The sequence below is a fragment of the Dyella sp. genome (assembly GCF_035508675.1).
GTDB lineage: Bacteria > Pseudomonadota > Gammaproteobacteria > Xanthomonadales > Rhodanobacteraceae > Dyella_B.
Genome location: NZ_DATJMN010000149.1, coordinates 1 through 2,942 on the forward strand (window position 1 = coordinate 1; position 2,942 = coordinate 2,942).

Genomic DNA, 2,942 nt, shown 5'->3' on the forward strand with positions numbered 1-2,942 from the left:
CGGTGTAGCCCTGTTGTTCCCAGGCGCGGGCTTGCGTGTCGATCCCGAAGGGGATGTCCGTCATGCGGCGATTGCCGACAAACACCTCGCGGCCTTGCACTTGACCGCGAATGCCAGCGCCTATTTCCACTTGGACGTTTCGCGGCGCCGGCAGTTGCCAGCCCTGTTGTTCGGCCCAGCGCACCAAAGCCCGGCCGAGCGGATGTTCGGAAAAAGTTTCGAGCGCGGCGGCGAGTGGCAGGGCGCCTGGATTTCCGACCGTTTCGAGCAGCCGGAATTCGCCTTCGGTAACCGTGCCGGTTTTATCGAGCACGATGGTGTTGACTTTGGGCAAGACTTCGAGCGCCCGGCTGTTGCTCACCAGGATGCCTTTGCGAGAGGCGGCGCCGATGGCGGTGGTTATGGCCAGCGGGGTCGCCATGCCGAGCGCGCATGGGCACGCAATCACAAGGACCGTGATCGCACGCATAAGGGCCGCACCGGGGTTGGCAGTGACAGCGAGGACGCCGCCGCATGTCAGAAGCGCCAAGGCCATCACGCAAGGAACAAAGATTCTGGCGGCGTGGTCTACGGTTCGCTCGATCGGCGAACGGTTGGCGAGGGCGTTCTCCACCAGGCGAACGATGTGGGTGAGGGTGCTATCGGCCCCGACGCGGGTGGCCCGAATTTCGAGCACGCTATCGGCGTTCAAGCTGCCGCATACCACCTCATCGCCGGGTTTCTTGCCGCGGGGGACAGGCTCGCCGGTGAGCACTGATTCATCCACATGCGAAAAGCCTGCCTCGACGATGCCATCGGCGGGAATGCGTTCGCCGGCTTTGACGACAAACACCGCGCCAGGCTGGAGCGCATCGATGTTGACGAAGCGTTCCTGACGCTCAGCGAGCAAGCGCACTTTGGTGGGCATCATGCGGTAGAGGGTGGCGACGGCGCGGATGGTCTTTTCTTTCGCGCCGCGCTCGGCCAGTTTGCCCGCCAGCACCAGCGCAATCAACGCGCAGGTGGTGTCGAAATAGAAGTGGCTGCCGTGCGCGAAGGTTTGCGCCGCGGAGTAAGCGTAGGCCGCCAGGATGCCTACGGCGAGCAGGCCCTCCATGCGCACCGCGCGATGGCGCAGGCCGAACCACGCCACGCGCAGGATGGGCCGAGCGCAATAGCAGACTGCGACGCTGGTCAAGCCCAACAACACGAAGGGCAGGATGTGGGCGACGCTGTCGGAGATGCGCTCGAAATAGCCGGCGTACAGCACCAGACTGAGCGACATCACGTTCAGCCAGAGAAACGCCGCCACGCCGATGCGCAACAGCAGGTCGCGGGTTTCGGCGCTCTCGCGTGCGGCGAGGCCGGTGTACTCCGAAGCGCGATATCCCAGGCCGGCAATCGCACTGGAAAGCCGTTCGCGCGGCACGATCAGCGGGCAGTAGCGGATCCTGGCCAGATCGGAAGTGAACAAGACATTGGCCGAAATCACGCCGCGCTGCTTGCCTAACACGTGTTCGATCAGCCAGGCGCAGGACGTACACCACATGCCGGAGATCTGGAAGATGGCTTCGCGCGTTTCGGCGCCCGGCGGGATTGGGGAGGGCGCTGCACCTTCATCGCGGTTGGAAATCAGGCCCAACTTCAGACTCTGCTTATAGACGCCGGTTTCGCGGAAGTCCTGGCCGGAGGCGATCACGCCGCTTTCGAGCAGAATGCAATAGACGTTCAGGCAACCGGCGCAGCAGAAGGGTTGTTCTTCGGCGCCGGCGTGCCGCAACACAGGGTGGCGGCCGCAATCGAGCCCACAGAGCGCGCAATGCAGTTGGACCGCCGCGATCATGCCGCCGGATTGCGATCCAGGAGGCGTAACGACGCGGTGGGACGGCCGTGCTCGTCCAGCATGATCGGGTTAGCCTGCTTGGTCAGGATGTAGACGTAAATCAGAATGCCGATAAAAAGAGCACTGGCAAATGCCAGACAGTAAATCAAGGCGGGGCTACGTCTTCTCATGGTGAATTCCTTGGCGGAGGACTCAAGAATGTCTCGGCGAATGTGTCCGCAGCGCCTCCGCCGACGGGCGTGGCGATAATGCTGAAATGTTCAACCTCATCTTTCGCGGCATCCAGCGGACGCGATATTTCAAAAGTGCCCTGATTGGCAGTGCCCGCATCGGCCGGCACGGGATTGTGCGGCATCACCAGGGTGGCACCGGATAACTGCGCGATGGAGAACACGACCGCCGAGCGCGCCTTGCCGCGATTGGCGATACGGAAGCGAAAACGATTGTAGACGCGCGCGCCATCCAGGCGATAGAGCGAAGCGCGCTCCGGACTGATCTGCACCAGCACGGCATGCCGCATACTCAACGCCACAAATAGCGCGCAGCCATAGCACGCCAGCAGCAGGAGCACGATCACGCGCTTGGCGTCGCGTATGCCGATACGGCGGTACCAGGCATCCCGGTCACCGAGAGTTTCGCCACGCTCGCCCCAGGTGTAGTGGATCAGCCCCTGCTTCCCGATGCGATGCAGCACATCCACACAGGCGTCGATGCACTCGCCGCAATGCACGCATTCGATCTGGAAGGGCGATTTGCGGATGTCGATGCCCATGTGACACACGCGCACGCACTTTTTGCACTCGACGCAAAGGTGCGACTCGTCGCGATAGTGGACCAGCAGCGTGTTGTCGTCGCCCAGTATTCCTTGCAGGTAACCATAGGGGCAGATGGTGGTGCAGAAGCGCTGGCGGACTAATGTGAAATCCAGAAAGGTGATCAGCGTAACGGCCGCCCCCGCAATGCCGCCCGCAGTGTGCACATCGAGCGCCAGCAGGCGATGGAAGAGATCGGAGGGCGGGACGAAATACGAGATGAAGGCGAAGGCCAGAAAAACGGACACGGGCGCCAGGGCGCCCAGAAACGCCATCCGTACGGCCAGGTTTCGCCGCGCCGCCGGCCA

General features: G+C 62.8%; 3 protein-coding genes. All 3 read right to left on the reverse strand.

Going from position 1 to position 2,942, the window contains the following annotated elements; translation table 11 throughout:
- On the reverse strand, positions 1–1,822 hold a 1,822-nt coding region (locus tag VMA74_RS08415), incomplete at its 3' end, for an HAD-IC family P-type ATPase (RefSeq protein WP_325366189.1).
- Positions 1,819–1,992 carry a hypothetical protein gene (locus tag VMA74_RS08420; protein ID WP_325366190.1) on the reverse strand — a complete coding sequence of 58 codons (174 nt, stop codon included), beginning with the start codon at positions 1,990–1,992 and terminating at the stop codon, positions 1,819–1,821. The genes VMA74_RS08420 and VMA74_RS08415, both read right to left, overlap by 4 nt.
- Positions 1,989–2,942: 4Fe-4S dicluster domain-containing protein (locus tag VMA74_RS08425; RefSeq protein WP_325366191.1), on the reverse strand; the 954-nt coding region annotated here is incomplete at its 5' end. The genes VMA74_RS08425 and VMA74_RS08420, both read right to left, overlap by 4 nt.

Excerpts from the sequence above, each read along its gene's own strand:
- VMA74_RS08420 (WP_325366190.1), bottom strand. The coding sequence starts at position 1,992 with ATGAGAAGACGTAGCCCCGCCTTGATTTACTGTCTGGCATTTGCCAGT.